15 protein-coding genes are annotated in these 16,087 nt (G+C 73.2%); 11 read left to right on the top strand and 4 right to left on the bottom strand.

What is annotated here, in order from left to right:
- Nucleotides 1–36: 36 nt before the first annotated feature.
- Nucleotides 37–1,182: a glycosyltransferase family 4 protein gene (locus EMA17_RS19445; protein ID WP_126638342.1), complete on the top strand. Its 1,146-nt coding sequence runs from the start codon at nt 37–39 to the stop codon at nt 1,180–1,182.
- A gap of 104 nt (nt 1,183–1,286) precedes the next feature.
- On the opposite strand, the gene EMA17_RS19440 is transcribed toward EMA17_RS19445, so the two are convergent.
- Nucleotides 1,287–3,092 (bottom strand): AMP-dependent synthetase/ligase, encoded by a 1,806-nt coding sequence (locus EMA17_RS19440; protein ID WP_126638341.1) that lies wholly within the window; start codon nt 3,090–3,092, stop codon nt 1,287–1,289.
- 348 nt (nt 3,093–3,440) lie between these two features.
- On the opposite strand from EMA17_RS19440, the gene EMA17_RS19435 reads away from it, so the two are divergent.
- From EMA17_RS19435 to EMA17_RS19410, 6 genes are all read left to right on the top strand, one after another.
- The gene (locus tag EMA17_RS19435) at nt 3,441–4,208 is read left to right on the top strand and encodes a metallophosphoesterase family protein (protein WP_126638340.1); all 768 of its coding nucleotides are present in this window, start codon (nt 3,441–3,443) and stop codon (nt 4,206–4,208) included.
- Nucleotides 4,209–4,333: 125 nt separating this feature from the next.
- Nucleotides 4,334–4,768 carry an SRPBCC family protein gene (locus EMA17_RS19430; RefSeq protein WP_126638339.1) on the top strand — a complete coding sequence of 145 codons (435 nt, stop codon included), beginning with the start codon at nt 4,334–4,336 and terminating at the stop codon, nt 4,766–4,768.
- A 7-nt stretch (nt 4,769–4,775) separates the two neighbouring features.
- On the top strand, nt 4,776–5,963 hold the full coding sequence (locus EMA17_RS19425) for an ArsA family ATPase (RefSeq protein ID WP_126638338.1): 1,188 nt from the start codon (nt 4,776–4,778) through the stop codon (nt 5,961–5,963).
- A gap of 85 nt (nt 5,964–6,048) precedes the next feature.
- Nucleotides 6,049–6,477: a DUF5304 family protein gene (locus EMA17_RS19420; protein ID WP_126638337.1), complete on the top strand. Its 429-nt coding sequence runs from the start codon at nt 6,049–6,051 to the stop codon at nt 6,475–6,477.
- A gap of 162 nt (nt 6,478–6,639) precedes the next feature.
- Nucleotides 6,640–7,578 (top strand): ROK family glucokinase, encoded by a 939-nt coding sequence (locus tag EMA17_RS19415; protein WP_126638336.1) that lies wholly within the window; start codon nt 6,640–6,642, stop codon nt 7,576–7,578.
- 115 nt (nt 7,579–7,693) lie between these two features.
- Nucleotides 7,694–8,404, top strand: a complete 711-nt coding sequence (locus tag EMA17_RS19410; protein WP_126638335.1) for an endonuclease/exonuclease/phosphatase family protein — start codon at nt 7,694–7,696, stop codon at nt 8,402–8,404.
- Between the two features lie 25 nt (nt 8,405–8,429).
- Here the strand turns inward: EMA17_RS19410 and EMA17_RS19405 are convergent, their stop codons facing one another.
- The 3 genes from EMA17_RS19405 to EMA17_RS19395 form a co-directional block, all read right to left on the bottom strand.
- Complete coding sequence (locus EMA17_RS19405) at nt 8,430–10,223, bottom strand: serine/threonine-protein kinase (protein ID WP_160161468.1); 1,794 nt, start codon at nt 10,221–10,223, stop codon at nt 8,430–8,432.
- Between the two features lie 152 nt (nt 10,224–10,375).
- The gene (locus EMA17_RS19400; protein WP_126638333.1) at nt 10,376–11,206 is read right to left on the bottom strand and encodes a hypothetical protein; all 831 of its coding nucleotides are present in this window, start codon (nt 11,204–11,206) and stop codon (nt 10,376–10,378) included.
- Nucleotides 11,207–11,213: 7 nt separating this feature from the next.
- A complete protein-coding gene (locus EMA17_RS19395; RefSeq protein ID WP_126638332.1) occupies nt 11,214–11,993 on the bottom strand; it encodes an alpha/beta hydrolase in 780 nt (259 codons plus the stop codon).
- A gap of 276 nt (nt 11,994–12,269) precedes the next feature.
- Between EMA17_RS19395 and EMA17_RS19390 the strand changes: the two genes are divergently transcribed.
- From EMA17_RS19390 to EMA17_RS19375, 4 genes are all read left to right on the top strand, one after another.
- A complete protein-coding gene (locus EMA17_RS19390) occupies nt 12,270–13,046 on the top strand; it encodes a lysophospholipid acyltransferase family protein (RefSeq protein WP_126638331.1) in 777 nt (258 codons plus the stop codon).
- A 32-nt stretch (nt 13,047–13,078) separates the two neighbouring features.
- Entirely contained in the window at nt 13,079–14,227 is a 1,149-nt protein-coding gene (gene macS, locus EMA17_RS19385; protein ID WP_126638330.1) for a MacS family sensor histidine kinase, read from the top strand.
- The gene (locus EMA17_RS19380; RefSeq protein ID WP_126638329.1) at nt 14,224–14,928 is read left to right on the top strand and encodes a response regulator; all 705 of its coding nucleotides are present in this window, start codon (nt 14,224–14,226) and stop codon (nt 14,926–14,928) included. The genes macS and EMA17_RS19380 overlap by 4 nt, the downstream gene beginning before the upstream one ends.
- A 124-nt stretch (nt 14,929–15,052) precedes the next feature.
- Nucleotides 15,053–16,078 (top strand): 6-phosphofructokinase, encoded by a 1,026-nt coding sequence (locus tag EMA17_RS19375; protein WP_126638328.1) that lies wholly within the window; start codon nt 15,053–15,055, stop codon nt 16,076–16,078.
- Nucleotides 16,079–16,087: the final 9 nt, after the last annotated feature.

Genomic DNA, 16,087 nt, shown 5'->3' with positions numbered 1-16,087 from the left:
CCGCCGGACGGCGCGCCGGGTCTGGGATCCTCGTTCGTGATGAAGACCTTGATCGTCACCAACGACTTCCCGCCCCGGCCCGGCGGCATCCAGTCCTTCGTGCACTCCATGGCGCTGCGGCTGCCCGCGGACGGCGTCGTGGTCTACACGTCCTCGTGGCGGGACCGGGCCGAGACGGTCGCGTTCGACGCGGCGCAGCCCTTCCCGGTGGTGCGTGATCGTACGTCGATGCTGGTGCCCACGCCGGGTGCGGTACGCCGGGCCCGGGAGATCGCCCGGGCCGAGGGCTGCGACACCGTGTGGTTCGGCGCGGCGGCGCCGCTGGGCCTGATGGCGCCGAGCCTGCGGGCGGTCGGCGTGGAGCGGCTGGTGGCCACCACGCACGGACACGAGGCGGGCTGGGCCGCGCTGCCCGGCGCCAGGCGGCTGTTGCGGCGGATCGGCGAGGGGGTGGACACGGTCACCTACCTGGGCGAGTACACCCGGGGCAGGATCGCGCCGGCGCTCACCCCGGCCGCCGCCGCGCGCATGGTGCAACTGCCGCCCGGCGTGGACGAGACCGTGTTCCGCCCGGACGTCGGCGGTGCCGAGGTGCGCGCCCGGCACGGCCTGAGCGATCGGCCGGTGGTGGTCTGCGTGTCGCGACTCGTGCCGCGCAAGGGCCAGGACGTACTCGTGCACGCGCTGCCGAGGATCCGCCGCCGGGTGCCGGACGCGGCGCTGCTGATCGTGGGCGCCGGGCCGTACCGGGACCGCCTGGAGACGATGGTCGACCAGGTCGGCGTGCGCGACTCGGTGGTGTTCACCGGTGCGGTCCCGTGGGCCGAGTTGCCCGCGCACCACGAGGCGGGCGACGTGTTCGCGATGCCGTGCCGCACCCGGCGTCGCGGCCTGGACGTGGAGGGCCTGGGGATCGTCTACCTGGAGGCGTCGGCGGTGGGCCGGCCGGTGGTGGCGGGCGATTCGGGCGGCGCGCCCGACGCGGTCCTCGAGGGCGAGACGGGTCATGTGGTCGACGGCCACTCGCCGGCCGCCGTCGCCGACCGGGTCGCGGGCCTGCTGGCCGACCCGGAGCGGGCCGCCCGGATGGGCGCGGCGGGCCGCGGCTGGGTGGAGCGGGCCTGGCGGTGGGACCTGCTCTCGGAACGCCTCCGGGCACTGCTCGACCCGAAGGCGGGCTGAGCGACACACGCGCCGAGGGCGGCCGGCCCGGGATTCCCGGAGCCGCCCGCCCTCGATGCGTCGCGCCCGCGCGCGTGGGCCCGCCCGGGCCCGCCCGCGTGCGCTCAGCTCTCGTAGATCTTCTCGATGTCCTGCTCGAAGTCCTTGAGCACCAGGTTGCGCTTGAGCTTGAGGGACGGCGTCACATGGCCGCTCTCCTCGGTGAAGTTGATGGTCAGCACGCGGAACCTGCGCACCCCCTCGGCACGCGAAACGGCCTTGTTGCCCTCGTCGACCGCGTCCTGGACGGCGGCCAGCAGGTCCGGGTCGTCGGCGAGGTCGGCGACCGTCGCGTCGGCGGGCTTGCCGTTCTGCTCCTTCCAGGTCGGGAAGGCCTCCGGGTCGATGGTGATCAGCGCGCCGACGAACGGGCGACGGTCGCCGACCACCATGCACTCGCTGATCAGCGGGTGGGCCCGGATCCGGTCCTCGATCAGGGCCGGCGCGATGTTCTTGCCGCCCGCGGTGACCAGGATCTCCTTCTTGCGCCCGGTCACGGTCAGGAAGCCCTCGTCGTCCAGGACGCCGATGTCGCCGGTGCGGAACCAGCCGTCCTCGAACGCGTCGGCGGTGGCCGCGTCGTTCTTCCAGTAGCCGGTGAACACGTTCGGGCCCTTGGCCAGGATCTCGCCGTCCTCGGCGATCCGGACGGCCGAGCCCGGCACCGGCCGACCGACCGTGCCGATCCGGATGCCCTCGGCGGGGTTGACCGTGTGCGCGGCGCAGGTCTCGGTCAGGCCGTAGCCCTCCAGGACGGTGAAGCCGATGCCGCGGAAGAAGTGGCCGAGTCGGGTACCCAGCGGGGCGCCGCCGGAGATGGCGTGCGTGGCCCGGCCGCCGAGCGCCGCGCGCAGCTTGCCGTAGACCAGCTTGTCGAAGACCTTGTGCTTGATCCGCAGGCCCAGGCTGATGCTCGCGCTGTCCATGCCCTCGCTGTACGCGATCGCCGTATCGGCGGCCATCTCGAAGATCTTGCCCTTGCCGTCGGCCTGCGCCTTGGCCGAGGCCGCGTTGTAGACCTTCTCGAACACGCGCGGCACGGCGAGTACGAAGGTCGGCTGGAAGGCCTGGAGTTCGCCGGTGAGCTGCTTGACGTCCGGACAGTGCCCGACCCGGACCCGGGCCATGATGCAGCCGATCTCCAGGATCCGGCCCAGCACGTGGGCGAGCGGCAGGAACAGCAGACAGCTCGACTTCTCCGGCACGAACAGCCGGCTCAGCAGCGCGACCACGTTGCCCAGCTCGGCCTGGAAGTTGCCGTGCGTGAGGAGGCAGCCCTTGGGCCGCCCGGTGGTGCCCGAGGTGTAGATGATGGTGGCGACCGAGTCGGCGCGCAGGCCGGCGCACCGCTCGTCGACCACCGCGTCGGGCACCTCGCGCCCGGCGGCGGTGAGCGCCGGCACCGCGGCCTCGCCGTCGCCCTCGTCGATCCGCCACACGTGGGCCAGCTCCGGCAGCCGCTCGCGGGCCCGGTCGACCGCGCCCTGGTGCGCCGCGTTCTCCACGACCACCGCCCGCGCCCCCGAGTCGGACAGGATCCACTCGATCTGCTCGGCCGAGGAGGTCTCGTACACCGGTACCGAGATCGCGCCGGCGCACCAGATGGCGAAGTCGAGCAGCGTCCACTCGTAGCGCGTGCGCGACATCAGGCCGATCCGGTCGCCGGGCTCGATGCCCGCCGCGATCAGGCCCTTGGCCACCTCGTACACCTCGGCCAGGAACCGGGTCGAGGTCACGTCCGTCCAGCGTCCGCCCACCTTGCGGGCCAGCGCCGGGGCATCCGGTGCCTCTGCGGCATTGCGCTTGATGAGGTCGGTCAGGTTGCCCTCGGCGGGAACCTCGGCCAGGGCCGGGACGCTGCACTCGCGCACTGATGCTCCTCGTTGCGGTCTCGGCGCCGGAGGTCGGCGCTGCCGGTGCCGGTGTCGGTGTTGCCGGCCGTCTCGGTGGCTGTCCATCTTGCCGACTCGTTGACGGGGGCAGACGTTACTGGCAAGTAGGTCTGGGGGACAGGGGTCGTGAGGATCCTGTGCCCGGTCTCACGCTACGGACAAGCCCACATCCGTATCGACTCGGAATTCGCGGAGGGGCCGACGAGCATCCGTCCCGATTCGACCGGGCATGTCGAGAGTATCGATTCGCCGTGCGGGGCGGGTGTGACGGAGGCAACCCCCCGGTGTCGTCGGTTTCGGTTCGGGGCCGTCAGTACAGTGACCGACATGCGGGTCCACGTGGTGAGCGACGTCCACGGTGCCGCCGAGGCGCTCGCCCGCGCGGGCGACGGCGCCGACGCCCTGGTGTGTCTGGGCGATCTGGTGCTCTTCCTCGACTACCACGACCTGGACCGGGGCATCTTCACCGACCTGTTCGGCGTGGAGAACACCCGCGAACTGCTCGCGCTGCGCAACGCCCGCCGCTTCGCCGAGGCCCGGGCCTTCTCCGGCTCGTTGTGGGCGGGCGTGCCGGGCGGCGCCCGACAGGCGATCGAGGCGGCGGTGCGCCGCCAGTACGCCGCGCTGTTCGCGGCCTTCCCCACGCCCACCTACGTCACCTACGGCAACGTCGACGTGCCCGAACTGTGGCCCGACTACGCGCGCGAGGGGGTGACCGTGCTCGACGGCCAGGTGGTGGAGATCGGCGGTCGCACCTTCGGCTTCGTCGGCGGCGGGCTGCGCACCCCGATGCACACGCCGTACGAGATCTCCGACGAGGAGTACGCGGCCAAGGTCGCCGCGGTCGGTCGGGTCGACGTGTTGTGCTGCCACATCCCGCCCGCCGTGCCGGACCTGACCTACGACGTGGTCGCCCGGCGGTTCGAGCGCGGCAGCGAGGCGGTGTTGCGGGCGATCCACGAGAGCGAGCCCGACCTGGTGCTGTTCGGACACGTGCATCAGCCGCTGCGCGCGCGGATGCGGATCGGCCGTACCGAATGTGTCAACGTGGGGCATTTCCAGGCCACCGGGAAACCGTACGTCCTCACCTGGTGAGCCGGTGCCGCGTCCCCGCAGGTCGGGCACGATAACCTTCGAGCGGATCGGCTGTACTCGACCATCCCGAGGTGTCGTCGAGGCGGCCAACAACGGCTACGCGAGCTTCCGGAGGACTCCTCACGATGGCTGAACGGACCAGCTCGACCATCACGATCGACGCCACGCCGGCCGAGGTCATGGCCGTCATCGCGGGGTTCGAGGGCTATCCCGAGTGGACCGGCGAGGTCAAGGAGACCGAGGTCCTGGAGATCGACGAGTCGACCGGGCGCGCGGTGCGGGTGCGGTTCAAGCTCGACGCGGGCGTGATCAGCGACGAACACGTGCTCGGCTACACCTGGGAGGACGACCGCGAGGTGCGTTGGACCCTGGTGACCAGCCAGATGCTCAAGTCGCTCGACGGACGCTACGCGCTCGGCCCGATCGCCGGCGGCACCGAGGTCACCTACGAACTCACCGTCGACGTCAAGATCCCGATGCTGGGCATGCTCAAGCGCAAGGCGGAGAAGGTCATCATCGATCGGGCCCTGACCGGGCTCAAGAAGCGCGTCGAGAGCTGACCCGGCGGTGACGCGGGTCCTGCTTGTCACCGGTCTCCCGGGCGCCGGGCGCACGACCGTCGCGGCGGCGACCGCGGTGGCCGCGGCGCGGGCCGGGCGGCGCACGCTGCTCCTCGCCGCCGACGGCACCCGTGACGTGGACACGGTCCTGGACGTGTCGGTCGGCGCCGATCCCGTCGACGTGCTGCCCGGGCTGACCGTGCAGCGGGTCGCGGTCCGGGCCGAGTTCGAGCGCGAGTTCCTGCTGGTGCAGGGCCGGTTGGGCGCGGCACTCGGGGTGGTCGGGGTGGATCCGCTGGACCCCGAGGAGATCACCGTGCCGCCGGGCGCGGGGGACGTGCTGGCGTTGCGGGTGCTGGCGCGGGCGGTGGACTCGCGACGCCACGAGCTGATCGTGGTGGACCTGCCCGCCGCCGAGCGGGCGGTGCCGGCGCTCGCGGTGCCGGAGGGGCTGGCCCGCTACGTGGACCGGCTGCTGCCGGTGGAGCGGCAGGCGGCGCGCGCGTTGCGGCCGGTGCTCGCGGCGGTCGCCGGGGTGCCGATGCCCGACGACTGGGTGTACGACACGGCCCGGCGGGTGGCCGCCGAACTGGAGGTGCTGCGCGCGCTGGTGGCGGCGCCGACCACGACCGTGCGGCTGGTGGTGCGGCCCGGGACGGTCGCGTTGGCCGCGGCGCGGCGGGCCGCCTCGGCACTGTCGCTGTACGGGCATCGCATCGAGGACGTGATCGTGAACGGGGTCGGCGCGGCCGACTCGCCCGATCCGGCGGTACGGGCCCGGGCCGAGGTGGCGCGCGAGACCGTGGACGCGTTGTGCGCGCTGTTCCCGCGCGTGCCGTTGGCGCAGATCCCCGTGCTGACCGCCGAACCGCTGGGCGCGAGCGAACTCGCCGACGTGGCGGTGCACTTCGGCCCGGTGGGCCCGGGCGGCGCGGCCGACGACGACGGGCACACGATCGAACGTGACGGCGAGCGGCTGCTGTTGCTGCTACCCCTGCCGGGCACGGACCGGGACGACCTGGACCTGCTGCGCCGCGGCGACGAACTGGTGATCACGATCGGCCCGCACCGCCGGCTGATCCGCCTGCCCTCGGCCCTGCGCCGCTGCCTCATCGAGGGCGCGGGACTGCGCGACGGCGTCCTGCGCGTCCGCTTCGTCCCGGACCCGGCCGTCTGGATGCGCGCGTCGCAGTAGGGCCACCGGCCGAAGCGACGCGGATTCGCCGCGAATCGGGGCGGAGTGTTCGCGTCGGGCGGTGGGAGCGCGGAGAATGCGTCGGATGGATCCTGATGAGCGGGCGACGGGCAAGGACGCGGCGGACGCGTGGGCGGGCAGTACCGACGAGGTGCCGCCGGTCGCGGACGCGAAGGCGGAGGGCGACGGCGCGCGGGAGCGGGTCGACCCCTGGGCGCGGCTCGGCGAGGAGGCTCGGCGGCTCGGGGAGTCGTTGATCGGGGCCGACAAGGGGGAGCAGGCGCCGGCCGCGCGGTTGGCGGAGGAGGCGCGGCGGCTGGCCGAGACCCTGGTGGAGCAGGCCGGGGCGGTGCGCGAGCAGGTGGCGCGCAGGCATCCCGAGGTGGCCGCGCACCTGGCCGCCGCCGGGACCGAGCTGGCGTCCGCGTACCGGGCCTTCGTCGGCGACCGCGAGCGCCGGTGGGCCGCGAAGCCGGCCGAGAGCGAGCGGATCCGGCTCGACGACGACGAGTAGCCGGGCGCACGGTCGGGCGACCTCGCCGCCCGGGCCCGCGGCGGTCCGGCGCGCGTCGTGGGCGGCCGGGTGGTGTCCGGCGGGCGTACGCGTGGGGTGGGGGTGGGGAAGGGACCAGTACGATCCGTTGCGGGCAATGCACGCGAACGAGCTTGGGACGACATGGGACTCACGATCGGTGTCGACATCGGTGGCACCAAAATCCTCGCGGGTGTGGTCGACGCCGACGGGGTGATCCTCGATCGGCTCAAGGTCGCCACCCCCAAGGACGCCGATGGCACCGCGCAGGTGATCGCCGAGGCGGTCAACACCCTGCGGCGCAACCACGTCGTGGAGGCGGTCGGCCTCGGCGCGGCCGGATTCATCGGCGCGGACCGTTCGACCGTGCTGTTCTCGGCCAACGTCGGCGCCTGGGTCGGCGAGCCGCTCCGCGATCGTATGGAGGCGCTGATCGGCCTCCCGGTCGTGGTCGAGAACGACGCCAACGCCGCGGCCTGGGGCGAGGTGCGCTTCGGCGCGGCCGCCGGGCACACCAACGTGATGTGCGTGACCGTCGGCACCGGCATCGGCGGCGCGATCGTCTTCGGCGGCGAGCTGTACCGGGGCGGCGGCGGGATAGCGGGTGAGCCCGGCCACATGCGGGTGGTCCCCGACGGCCTCGCCTGCCCGTGCGGCAACTACGGCTGCTGGGAGCAGTACGCCAGCGGCAGCGCGCTGACCCGCTACGCCCGCGACCGGGCGGCCGGACTGCCCGAGGCGGCGGAGAAGCTGCTCGCCCTCGGCGACGGCACTCCCGCCGGCATCCAGGGCCCGCACGTCACCCAGGCCGCGCTGCTCGGCGACCCCGTCTCGCTGGCCGCCTTCCGCGAGCTGGGCACCTGGCTCGGCCAGGGCCTGGCCGACCTGTCCGCCGTGCTCGACCCCGCCGCGTTCGTGATCGGCGGCGGCGTCTCGGACGCGGGCGACCTCCTGCTCGTCCCCGCCCTGGAGACCTACCGCGGCGTGCTGCGCCGCGGCCACCGGCTCGGCGCCGAGGTCGTGGTCGCCACCCTGGGCAGCGACGCGGGACTGGTCGGCGCGGCGGACCTGGCCCGCCACTGACGACACCGCCGCCACGCGCGGAACACAGCGCCTCCCGGGGACCGGGCGGGCGTACGTACACAGCTGGTCGATCGTGGTTCGGGCCGGGAGGTCCGAACCGGGCAAGGGGGCATCAGTGGCCGTCGGCAACGGAGAGATCCGGGTCATGTCGTACAACGTGCGCTCGCTGCGCGACGATCGGGACGCCCTGGTGCGGATCGTCCGGCACGCCGCGCCCGACCTGCTCTGCGTCCAGGAGGGCCCCCGCTTCCTGCGCCGTCGGCAGGCGGTGGCCCGCCTCGCGCGCGACTGCGGCCTGGTGGTGATCGCCGGCGGCGGCACCGCGTCGGGGCTGCTCGTGCTCGGCGGTCTGCGGGTGAGCGTGCGGCGGGCGTACGACGAACTGCCGCCGGCCGCGTCCGGGCGGCGTGCGCCGGGACCGGCCGGCGCGGTGGTGGCGGTCGGCGGCGCCGAATTCGCGGTGGCCAGCGCGCAGTTCGGACCGACCGCGGCCGAACGACCGGCACAGGCCGACGAGTTGCTCCGCCGACTGTCCGGGACAGGGGTCGAACACCGGGTGCTGGCCGGGGACTTCCACGAATCGGCGGGCCGTCCCGGCTGGGACCGACTGGCCGCGGAACTCCGCGACGGATACCCGACGGCGCCCAGCGGCTCGGAGTTCACCGCGCCGCGCCGCGACCCCGGCCGCCGTCCGGACGGCGTGTTCGTCTCCGGGCGCGTCGAGGTGCTCGGCTGCGGCGTCCCCGACGACGTCACCGACGCCGACTACGCCGCCGCCTCCGACCACCGTCCGGTGCTGGCCACCCTGCGGATACCCGTCGGCTGACCCGGATCACCGGGCCCATCCGGACTCAGGGCCGGAAGCTCGCCATGAAGCCGGCCAGCAGCTCCTGCGTGGCCGGGTCGTTCCAGACCGCCTCCGGGGTGTCCATGTAGAGCGAGTAGCCGCGCCCGGACGGCACCGTGAAGCCGAGGTTGAGCACGTGGTGCCGGGTGCCGCTGCCGTAGGTGAAGTGCCAGGCGGCGGCGGGGTAGTCACGGTAGTCGGCCTTCTCGATGCTCACCTTCTGGTAGTTGGTGAATCGACGGCGGACGTCGGGCTCGGCCTTCTTCCAGTCCTCGACCGGGTCGGTCGGTGAACTGGCGACGGTGTCCACGTTGAGCTTGAGGGTGCCCTCGGCGTTGGCGAGGAACTCCTGGCTGTCCTCGGTCTTGACCCTTCGCCACCCGGGCGGCAGGCCGATCCGGTAGCCGGTGGTGGCGCCGGTGTACGACGTCCAGCCCGCCGGCAGGCCGTCGGCGCCGGTCGGCGGCTGCGTCGAGCCCTGGGGCGGCGGCGTGGTCTGCGCGGGCGGCGGCGCCGAATTGCTCGGCGGGGGCGCGGTGTTCGGCGGCTGGGTGAGTTGTCCGCCGACCGGGGCGGTCTCGGCGGCCGGCCCGGGGCTCGACGGTGGCGTCGAATCCGACCGCGGCGAGGGCGAGTCGGAGCCGGCGGCGCCCTTCGCCCGATCGTTCTTGTCGTCACCCGGGGCGATCAGGAACAGGATCAGCCCGACCACGACGCCGAAGACCACCAGGGCGGCGATCGCGGCCGGCAGCGGCAGCCACGGGAAGGCCCGGGCGGGGCGGTCCTCCCGAGCCGGTTTCGGGGGCTTCGCGGGCGGGGCGACGAGCGGGGAGACGATCTCCGGCTCGCCCCCGGATATCGCGTCGGGCTCGGGCGGGGCGGTCCGCGGCGCGGGTACGGCCGCGGGTATCGGCTCCGCCGCGGGCGGCAGCGCCGCCGGCGGCAACGCCCGGGTGGCCGCCCGCTCCTCCCGGATCTCGTGCAGCGCGTCGCGCAACATCGCCTCGGTCTCGGCCGCGTCCGGTCGCCGGGCCGGATCGCGCGCCAACAGCGCGTGCAGCACCGGGTCGAGCGGGCCCGCGTGCTTGGCCGGCACCGGGTCCTCGCTGACGATCGCGGTCAACGTGGCGAGCGGCGTGGAGCGTTCGAAGGGGGCCTTGCCCTCGACCGCCGCGTACAGGGTCGCGCCGAGCGACCACAGGTCCGAGGCCGCGGTGGGACTCAGGCCCTTGGCCCGCTCCGGCGGGATGTACGCCGGGGCGCCCAGGACCACGCCCGACTGGGTCACCGACGAGTCGCCCTCGACCACCGCGATGCCGAAGTCGCTGAGCACGGCCCGGCCGTCGGGGGTGATCAGCACATTGCCCGGCTTGACGTCACGGTGCAGGATCCCGGCCGCGTGCGCCGTGCGCAGCGCGTCGATCATGGCGAGGCCGATCTCCACGACCGCCTCGGCGGCCATCGGCCCATCGCCCCGGATCACCTCGGCGAGCGAGCGCGAGGGCACCAACTCCATGACGATCCACGGCCGATCGTCCTCCTCGACCACGTCGTAGACGCGCACCACCGAGGGATGACTCAGCCGCGCGGCGGCGCGCGCCTCACGGGCGGCGCGCTCGCGCAGCCGGGCCCGTTCGGTGTCGTCGGCGCCCGGTTGCGGCAACATCTCCTTCACCGCGACCTCGCGTCCCAGGACCTGGTCCCGAGCCCGCCAGACCGCACCCATGCCCCCGCGCCCCAGTCGCTCGGCGAGCAGATAGCGCCCGCCGACCAGGCGTCCCTCGTTGTCCGCGTCCACGCAAGGAAGGTACCCGGCCGGGGACTTCCAATGTGGCATGACGCCCCGTCAGAACCGGTCGGGATCAAGCCGAATCCCGCCGAAACGGGTCATCCGACGTCGTCCGACACGGTGATCCCGTCGCCGGCTCGGGCCGGCGCGCCCTCGGCGGGTCAGACCACCGCGCCGTCGTCGGGGTCGTCCTCGTCCCGGTCCCGCCGCATCCGCGCCACCAGCGCGACGAAGCCGCCGGTGAACGCGGCGAACGCGGCGAACGAGGTCCACGGTCCGACCGCGCGGCCGAGCAGCACCGACACGAGGAGGTAGAGCGGCCCGCCGACCAGGGCGATCCAGGCGATCTTGGTGGCCGCGTCGGTCTTGGGCAGCGGGGGCGGCGGAGGCGGCACGAAGTGCTCGTCGGGGTCCTCGTCCAACTCGTTGATCACCGGCGGTCCCGGCGGCGCGAGCGAGTAGTCGCGCGGCCCCGCGGCGGTGGGCAGGCCGACCTTGAACGAGCCGTCGGCCGGCCCCTCGGGCCCCGGCCGCTCGCCGCCCAGGTCCTCGGCCACCGGCCAGCGCGGCACCGGGTCGGAGACCTCGTTGTCGAAGGACGCGACGATCTGCGCCCACACCTCGTCGTCGCCCGGCCGCTCGGCGGGCGCCCCGGCATCGTCGTCCGCCGGTTCGGCCGACTGCGCGCGGGGCGGCTCCACCGACGGGATGTCGGCGGGTCCGGCCGTCGGCTCCTTGGCCCGCGCGCGCGGCGAGGACGGCTCGGTCAGCGAGCGCAGGATGGCCCGCGCCCGCGACGTCGCCGCCGCGTCCACCCACAGGCGTTCGATCTGCTCGGGTTCCTCGTCCGGATCCCGGGGCTCCAGCGTCGAGACGTACGCCGCCACCCCCGCGTCCCGCAGGGCGACCAGCATCACGTCCGCCGCCTCGGGATCGAGGTCGGTCAGGGGCTTGAAGGACTCCGCGTCGAGTCCGTTGCCACGTCCGCGCACCGTTCGTTCAGTCCCTCTCGGCCGTCTCCGGGGTCCGCGCGTCCGGCGCGAGCCGGCGTACGAACTCCAGGCTGGATGCGAAGATCCGTTCCGCGTCGTGGTCGAGCGTCGCCACGTGATAGCTGTCGTTGAGCAGGACGTCGGTGACGTCCGTGGAGGAGATCCTGGCCAACACCGTCTCGGAGTTGGCCGGCGAGACCACGTGATCGTGCGGGCTGTGCAGGAGCAGCACCGGCTGGGTCACCTGCGGCAGGTCGGCGCCGACCACCCGCCAGAACCGGGACAGCGAGTAGGCGGCCTTCACCGGGGTGCGCGCGTAGGCGAGCTCGACCGAGCCCTCCTTGCGGATGTCGGAGGCGATGCCGGGCACCGACGGTATGACGTGCCGCAACACCGGCAGCAGGCGCACCTTCGGGTCGTCGGCCTGTACGGACGGGTTCACCAGGACCAGTCCCGCCACCTTGTCGCCGTGCTGCTCGGCGAGCCGCAGGGCCAGTCCGCCGCCCATCGACAGACCCATCACGAACACCGTGTCGCAGCGCTCGCGCAGCCGGTCGAAGGCGCGGTCCACGGCGGCGTACCAGTCGTGCCACGTGGTCAGGTTCATGTCCTGCCACCGGGTGCCGTGACCGGGCAGCAGCGGCAGCGACACGGTCAGCCCGGCCGCGGCGAGGTGTCGGGCCCACGGCCGCAACGACTGCGGCGTGCCGGTGAACCCGTGGCACAGCAGGACGCCCACCGAACCGCCGTCGTGGTGGTCGGGCTCGGCACCGGGCAGGATCGACACCAACGGGCTCCTTCGGGCGACGGGCTGGGCGGGGCGAGCCGACCGGATGGGCGCCACGTGGGGTGGCGACCGCCGGCCGACGGCGGTACAGGTTCCATAACGGGGTCGGGAGGCGAGTGGTTCCGCCCCTTACCCCCAACACCTGGGCGCCCTCGAATCGTCCCACGGGCGTGCGCGATGCGTACAGCGGCGTGGCGCCGGCGACAACTCCCGTACCGAGGTCCCGACCGGGAGCGATGCTCTAGGGTTCGTCCTGTCCCGAGGAGGAGGTCAGGGTTGTTCTACCGGCTGATGAAAATGATCGTCGGCCCCGTATTGAGGCTCTTCTTCCGCCCCTGGGTGGAGGGTCAGGAGCACATCCCGGACCGGGGCCCGGCCATTCTGGCGAGCAACCATCTCTCGTTCTCGGACTCGTTCTTCCTGCCCGTGGTCGTCCCGCGGCGGATCACCTTCCTGGCCAAGTCGGACTACTTCACCGGCCGAGGGGTCAAGGGCCGGCTCACCGCCGCGTTCTTCAAGGGAGTGGGCCAACTGCCCGTGGACCGCAGCGGCGGCCGGGCGAGCGAGGCCGCGCTGAACGCCGGGCTCAAGGTGCTGCGCGAGGACCACCTGTTCGGCATCTACCCGGAGGGCACCCGCTCGCCGGACGGCCGGCTGTACCGGGGCAAGACCGGGATCGCCCGGCTGGCGCTGGAGTCGGGCGCGCCGGTGATCCCGGTCGCGATGATCGACACCGAGAAGATCCAGCCGCCCGGCAAGATCGTGCCGAAGGTCATGCGCGTGGGCATCCGGATCGGCGAGCCGCTGGACTTCTCCCGCTACGAGGGCATGGAGGACGACCGCTTCATCCTGCGCGCGATCACCGACGAGATCATCTACGCGCTGATGGAGTTGTCCGGCCAGGAGTACGTCGACATGTACGCGGCCGACGCCAAGAAGCGGATCGACGAGGCGCGCAAGCAGGCGGCGGCCAAGGCCGCCGAGACCGCCGACCCCGATGCCGCGTCCGGGACGAACGACGACTCGGGCGGCCTCGGCCGACCCGCCGGCTGACCGGGTCCACCCGGCACCTCTGGGGGGTTCGGATGGGGGTCGAACAGTCGCTGTGGCGGGCGCTGACGGTATATCGCACGCTCGCCCTCGTCTACGCGATCGCGCGCTACGCCCAGGTCGCGGACGAGTACGACCACCCGGTCGGCGGGTGGGCCGTCATGGCGCTGCTCGTGGTGTGGACGGCGGTGACCGCGTACGGCTTCCGCGACCCCAGGTTTCGCGAACCTCCCTGGTTGATCGTCGACCTCTGCGTCGCGGCCGGGTGTCTGCTCTCCACCCGCTGGCTGGACGATCCCGAGCGGGTCGCCCAGGGCACGATGACGCTGCCCACGGTGTGGGCCTCGGCGCCGGTGCTGGCGTGCGCGATCAAGGGCGGCTGGAAGACGGGCTCGGTGGCGGCGCTGACGATAGGCGCCGCCGACACCCTCGAACGCGGCGCGCTCACCGCCGACAACCAGCACAACATCGTGCTGTTGCTGCTCGCGGGCGGTGCGGTCGGCTACGTCGTCGAGATCGCCCGGGTGAGCGAGAAGGCGCTGACCCGCGCGCTGCAACTGGAGGCCGCCACCCGCGAACGCGAACGATTGGCGCGCGACATCCACGACAGCGTGCTCCAGGTGCTCGCCCTGGTGCAGCGCCGGGGCGCCGAGCTCGGCGGCGAGGCGGCGGGGCTCGGCCGGTTGGCCGGTGAGCAGGAGGTGGCGCTGCGGCAGTTGATCTCGGCGACGCCCGCCCGGGTCGAGTCGGCCGACCTGCCCGGCTCCGGCGCGGACGGCGACCCGGCCCGGCAGGACCTGCGGGTGCTGCTCGGCGGCTTCGCCGGGGCGCGGGTGACCGTGTCCTCGCCCGGCACGCCCGTGCTGTTGCCGACGCCCGCGGCGCGCGAGGTGGCCGCCGCGGTCTCCGCGGCCCTGGACAACGTGCGCCGGCACGCGGGCGAGCGGGCGCGGGCGTGGATCCTGCTGGAGGACGAGCCCGACGAGATCGTGGTCAGCGTCCGGGACGACGGCCCGGGGATGGAACCGGGGCGACTCGAGGCGGCCCGGGCCCAGGGGCGGTTGGGCGTGGCCCAGTCGATCGAGGGCCGGGTGCGCGATCTGGGCGGCACCGTGGTGTGGTCGTCGGTGACGGGAGAAGGCACCGAACTGGAGTTCCGGGTGCCGAGGCAGGGGAGCGGATGAACGACACGAACACGGGCACACCGACCGACGAGGCACCGGCCGCCGCGCTGCGCGTCCTGGTCGTGGACGACCACCCGATGTGGCGCGAGGCGGTGGCGCGCGACCTCTCGGCGGCGGGCTACGACGTGGTCGCCACCGCCGGGGACGGCCCGGAGGCGGTCCGCCGGGCCCGGGCCACCTCGCCGAACGTGGTGATCCTGGACCTGAACCTGCCCAAGCTGCCGGGGGTCGAGGTGGCCCGCGAACTGGTCCGCCTCGACCGGGCGGTGCGGATCCTGGTGTTGTCCGCCAGCGGTGAGCAGGAGGACGTCCTGGAGGCGGTCAAGGCCGGAGCCACCGGCTACCTGGTCAAGTCCGCGAGCCGCGAGGAACTGGTCGACGCGGTGCGCCGGACCGCCGTCGGCGACCCGGTGTTCACCCCCGGGCTGGCCGGCCTGGTGCTCGGCGAGTTCCGCCGGATGGCCACCGATCCGCCGCGCCGGGACGCGGCGGGCGGCCCGACCGCGCCGCGGCTGACCGACCGGGAGACCGAGGTGTTGCGCATGGTCGCCAAGGGGCTGTCGTACAAGCAGATCGCGGAGCGCCTGTTCCTGTCCCACCGCACGGTGCAGAACCACGTCCAGAACACCTTGAACAAGCTGCAACTGCACAACCGGGTCGAACTGGTCCGCTACGCGATCGAGAAGGGCCTGGACGACTAGGCGCGATCAAGCCGACACGATCAAGTCGGGTACCTCGAACGGGTGGTGGGAAGAGTCGAGGTGGCCGCTCGCACCGGTAGCGTGGGCCGCGAATCGTGCCGGACGGAAGAAATCGGAGATTTCGATGCGTGTCGGAGTACTGACCGGCGGCGGCGACTGCCCGGGTCTCAACGCGGTGATCCGTGCGGTCGTCCGCAAGGGCGTCCAGGACTACGGGTACGAATTCATCGGCTTTCGGGACGGCTGGCGCGGTCCGCTCGAAGGCGACACCATGCCGCTCGACGTCAAGGCCGTACGCGGGATCCTGCCGCGCGGCGGAACCATCCTCGGCTCGTCCCGGACCAACCCGATCAAGGTCGATCGCGGCATCGAGCGGATCCGGGAGAACCTGGGCAAGTTCGAGGTGGACGCGCTCGTGGCGATCGGCGGCGAGGACACCCTCGGCGTGGCGACCCGGTTGCACGAGCACGACGTCAAGGTCGTCGGTGTGCCCAAGACCATCGACAACGACCTGAACGCGACCGACTACACGTTCGGCTTCGACACCGCGGTCAACATCGCCACCGAGGCGATCGACCGCCTGCACACCACCGCCGAATCGCACCGCCGGGTGCTGATCGTCGAGGTGATGGGCCGGCACGCGGGCTGGATCGCGATCCACTCCGGCATGGCCGGCGGCGCCAACGTGATCCTGATCCCCGAGCAGAACTTCGACGTCGAGGAGGTCTGCGCCTGGGTGGACAGCCGGTTCCGGACCAACTACGCGCCGATCATCGTGGTCGCCGAGGGCGCCATCCCGCTGGCCGGTCAGATGGTGACCAAGGACCAGACGCTGGACGCGTTCGGCCACGTCAAGCTGTCCGGGATCGGCGACTGGCTGGCCTCGGAGATCGAGAAGCGCACCGGACACGAGGCGCGCACCACCGTGCTCGGCCACGTGCAGCGCGGCGGCACGCCCACCGCGTTCGACCGCTGGCTGGCCACCCGGTTCGGGTTCCACGCGATCGACGCGGTCAACGCGGGCGAATGGGGCAGGATGGTCGCGCTGCGCGGGACCGACGTGGTGACGGTGCCGCTGGAGGCCGCCACGCGCGAGCTGAAGACCGTGCCGCCGGCGCTGTACGAAGAGGCGAAGGTGCTGTTCGGCTGATGCCGTGAC

The organism is Embleya hyalina (assembly GCF_003967355.1).
GTDB classification, from domain to species: domain Bacteria; phylum Actinomycetota; class Actinomycetes; order Streptomycetales; family Streptomycetaceae; genus Embleya; species Embleya hyalina.
The sequence above is the reverse complement of the archived record's forward strand: the minus strand, read 5'-3'. Positions and strand labels throughout refer to the sequence as shown.

What these genes read in the sequence shown, in the direction of transcription:
- EMA17_RS19435 (WP_126638340.1), top strand. Translation starts at nt 3,441, where the DNA reads ATGCGGGTCCACGTGGTGAGCGACGTCCACGGTGCCGCCGAGGCGCTC.
- EMA17_RS19430 (WP_126638339.1), top strand. Translation starts at nt 4,334, where the DNA reads ATGGCTGAACGGACCAGCTCGACCATCACGATCGACGCCACGCCGGCC.
- EMA17_RS19420 (WP_126638337.1), top strand. Translation starts at nt 6,049, where the DNA reads ATGGATCCTGATGAGCGGGCGACGGGCAAGGACGCGGCGGACGCGTGG.
- EMA17_RS19415 (WP_126638336.1), top strand. Translation starts at nt 6,640, where the DNA reads ATGGGACTCACGATCGGTGTCGACATCGGTGGCACCAAAATCCTCGCG.
- macS (WP_126638330.1), top strand. Translation starts at nt 13,079, where the DNA reads ATGGGGGTCGAACAGTCGCTGTGGCGGGCGCTGACGGTATATCGCACG.
- EMA17_RS19380 (WP_126638329.1), top strand. Translation starts at nt 14,224, where the DNA reads ATGAACGACACGAACACGGGCACACCGACCGACGAGGCACCGGCCGCC.
- EMA17_RS19375 (WP_126638328.1), top strand. Translation starts at nt 15,053, where the DNA reads ATGCGTGTCGGAGTACTGACCGGCGGCGGCGACTGCCCGGGTCTCAAC.